Source organism: Secundilactobacillus odoratitofui DSM 19909 = JCM 15043, assembly GCF_001434895.1.
In the GTDB taxonomy this organism is placed as follows: Bacteria; Bacillota; Bacilli; order Lactobacillales; family Lactobacillaceae; genus Secundilactobacillus; species Secundilactobacillus odoratitofui.
Genome location: NZ_AZEE01000012.1, coordinates 1 through 3,218, shown reverse-complemented (window position 1 = coordinate 3,218; position 3,218 = coordinate 1). Strand labels below are relative to the sequence as shown.

2 rRNA genes are annotated in these 3,218 nt (G+C 50.4%); both read left to right on the top strand.

The features are described from left to right. Nucleotides 1-119 precede the first annotated feature (119 nt). Nucleotides 120-3,037, top strand: a 23S ribosomal RNA gene (locus FD04_RS01870). 64 nt (nt 3,038-3,101) lie between these two features. Further along, nucleotides 3,102-3,218 (top strand): 5S ribosomal RNA (gene rrf / locus FD04_RS01865).

Sequence of the window (3,218 nt, the reverse complement as noted above, 5' to 3'; positions counted from 1 at the left end):
TTTTATATTAATTAATAATTTCATTAATTAAGCCGAGAACACCGCGTATTTTGAGTTTTTTATTAGTAAAGTTTATTTACTTCGCGTAATACTCAATTAACCAATCACGTTAGTGATGAGGTTAAGTTATAAAGGGCGCATGGTGGATGCCTTGGCACTAGGAGCCGATGAAGGACGGGACTAACACCGATATGCTTCGGGGAGCTGTACGTAAGCTTTGATCCGGAGATTTCCGAATGGGGAAACCCAATCATCTTAGTCGATGATTAATGCTTAGTGAATACATAGCTAAGTATTGGCAGACGTGGGGAACTGAAACATCTAAGTACCCACAGGAAGAGAAAGCAATTGCGATTCCCATAGTAGCGGCGAGCGAAGTGGGAACAGCCCAAACCAGGAAGCTTGCTTCCTGGGGTTGTAGGACTGAACATTTGAGTTACCAAAGTTGTTGATAGTCGAACGGTTTGGGAAGACCGGCCATAGCGGGTGATAGCCCCGTAGACGAAATCAATGACCCTCAGTTCAGGATCCTGAGTACGGCCAGACACGTGAAACCTGGTCGGAATCCGGGAGGACCATCTCCCAAGGCTAAATACTCCCTAGTGACCGATAGTGAACCAGTACCGTGAGGGAAAGGTGAAAAGCACCCCGGAAGGGGAGTGAAATAGTTCCTGAAACCATGTGCCTACAATTAGTTGGAGCCCGTTAATGGGTGACAGCGTGCCTTTTGTAGAATGAACCGGCGAGTTACGTTAACATGCAAGGTTAAGATGAAGAGTCGGAGCCGTAGCGAAAGCGAGTCTGAAACGGGCGTTTCAGTATGTTGATGTAGACCCGAAACCAGGTGACCTACCCATGTCCAGGGTGAAGGTGCGGTAAAACGCACTGGAGGCCCGAACCCGTGTACGTTGAAAAGTGCTGGGATGAGGTGTGGGTAGCGGTGAAATTCCAAACGAACTTGGAGATAGCTGGTTCTCTCCGAAATAGCTTTAGGGCTAGCCTCGGAAAGAGAATCGTGGAGGTAGAGCACTGTTTGGACTAGGGGCCCGTCATGGGTTACTGAATTCAGATAAACTCCGAATGCCACTGATTTATATCCGGGAGTCAGACAGTGAGTGATAAGATCCATTGTCGAAAGGGGAACAGCCCAGACCACCAATTAAGGTCCCTAAGTGTATCCTAAGTGGAAAAGGCGGTGGAGTTGCATAGACAGCTAGGATGTTGGCTCAGAAGCAGCCACCATTTAAAGAGTGCGTAATAGCTCACTAGCCGAGTGATTCTGCGCCGAAAATGTACCGGGGCTAAGGATACCACCGAAATTGTGGATTCGACCTTATGGTCGAGTGATAGGAGAGCGTTCTAAGGGCGGTGAAGCTAGATCGTAAGGACTAGTGGAGCGCTTAGAAGTGAGAATGCCGGTATGAGTAGCGAAAGATCAGTGAGAATCTGATCCACCGAATGACTAAGGTTTCCTGGGGAAGGCTCGTCCTCCCAGGGTTAGTCGGGACCTAAGTCGAGGCCGAGAGGCGTAGACGATGGCCAACAGGTTGATATTCCTGTACTAGTAAGATATGTTTGAGCGATGGAGGGACGCAGGAGGCTAAGCCGTGCGCACGATTGGAAATGTGCGTTCAAGCAGCAAGTCTGGTTATCAGTTAAATGCTTTTAACCGGGTAGACAAGCTGTGATGAGGACCGAATTTAAGTAGGGAAGTGGCCGATGTCACACTGCCGAGAAAAGCTTCTAGTGAGTATCTTACTACCCGTACCGCAAACCGACACAGGTAGTCGAGGAGAGTATCCTAAGGTGAGCGAGTGAACTCTCGTTAAGGAACTCGGCAAAATGACCCCGTAACTTCGGGAGAAGGGGTGCTGCACGTCAGTGCAGCCGCAGTGAAGAGGCCCAGGCGACTGTTTATCAAAAACACAGGTTTCTGCAAAATCGTAAGATGACGTATAGGGGCTGACGCCTGCCCGGTGCTGGAAGGTTAAGTGGATGAGTTAGCTTCGGCGAAGCCCAGAAATGAAGCCCCAGTAAACGGCGGCCGTAACTATAACGGTCCTAAGGTAGCGAAATTCCTTGTCGGGTAAGTTCCGACCCGCACGAAAGGCGTAACGATCTGGGCACTGTCTCAACGAGAGACTCGGTGAAATTATATTACCTGTGAAGATGCAGGTTACCCGCGACAGGACGGAAAGACCCCATGGAGCTTTACTATAGCTTGATATTGGGTGTTGACACAATTTGTACAGGATAGGTCGGAGCCGTAGAAACCGGAACGCTAGTTTCGGTAGAGGCGCTGGTGGGATACGACCCTTGTTGTGTGAACACTCTAACCCGCACCACTTAGCGTGGTGGGAGACAGTGTCAGGTGGGTAGTTTGACTGGGGCGGTCGCCTCCTAAAAAGTAACGGAGGCGCCCAAAGGTTCCCTCAGAATGGTTGGAAATCATTCGTAGAGTGTAAAGGCACAAGGGAGCTTGACTGCGAGACAGACAGGTCGAGCAGGGACGAAAGTCGGGCTTAGTGATCCGGCGGTACCGTATGGAAGGGCCGTCGCTCAACGGATAAAAGCTACCCTGGGGATAACAGGCTTATCTCCCCCAAGAGTCCACATCGACGGGGAGGTTTGGCACCTCGATGTCGGCTCATCGCATCCTGGGGCTGTAGTCGGTCCCAAGGGTTGGGCTGTTCGCCCATTAAAGCGGTACGCGAGCTGGGTTCAGAACGTCGTGAGACAGTTCGGTCCCTATCCGTCGCGGGCGTAGGAAATTTGAGAGGAGCTGTTCCTAGTACGAGAGGACCGGAATGGACACACCGCTGGTGTATCAGTTGTGCCGCCAGGCGCATTGCTGAGTAGCTATGTGTGGATGAGATAAACGCTGAAAGCATCTAAGTGTGAAACTCGCCTCAAGATGAGATTTCCCATTCCTTTATGGAAGTAAGACCCCTGAGAGATGATCAGGTAGATAGGCTAGAAGTGGAAGTGCAGCGATGTACGGAGCGGACTAGTACTAATCGGTCGAGGACTTAACCACGAAGTGGTGTTCATCGGATAGAAAATTGATATTAGCTAGTTTTGAGAGCACCAGTTCTCAATAGTGTGGTGGCGATAGCCTGAAGGATACACCTGTTCCCATGCCGAACACAGAAGTTAAGCTTCAGCACGCCGAGAGTAGTTGGGGGATCGCCCCCTGCAAGGGTAGGACGTTGCCACGC